This window comes from Apilactobacillus sp. EABW-1NA (assembly GCF_030398685.1).
In the GTDB taxonomy this organism is placed as follows: Bacteria; Bacillota; Bacilli; order Lactobacillales; family Lactobacillaceae; genus Apilactobacillus; species Apilactobacillus waqarii.
In genome coordinates this window covers 1-293 of sequence record NZ_JAPDKO010000067.1, presented here as the reverse complement: position 1 = coordinate 293, position 293 = coordinate 1, and the positions used below count along the sequence as shown (strand labels likewise).

The 293-nt window shown below is 34.5% G+C and carries 1 rRNA gene; it reads right to left on the bottom strand.

Annotated features, from left to right (window positions below):
• Positions 1 to 194: 194 nt before the first annotated feature.
• A 16S ribosomal RNA gene (locus OEZ61_RS08115) occupies positions 195 to 293 on the bottom strand; the annotation flags it as partial.

Here is a 293-nt window from a genome sequence, read left to right as displayed (position 1 = left end):
GTTGAGTATTTACGAATAAACTAATATTTTAAAACTCAAAATAACGCGGTGTTCTCGGTTGAAATTGTATTTTTATACAAATTCAATATAGAAATTAAATAATATCTAGTTTTCAAAGAACCAAGTAGAGAGGTAAACCTCTCAAAACTGAATAAGATTGATGAATCTAATGTAAGTTTCCGAAATTTCCTTAGAAAGGAGGTGATCCAGCCGCAGGTTCTCCTACGGCTACCTTGTTACGACTTCACCCTAATCATCTGTCCCACCTTAGACGACTAGCTCCTAAAAGGTTA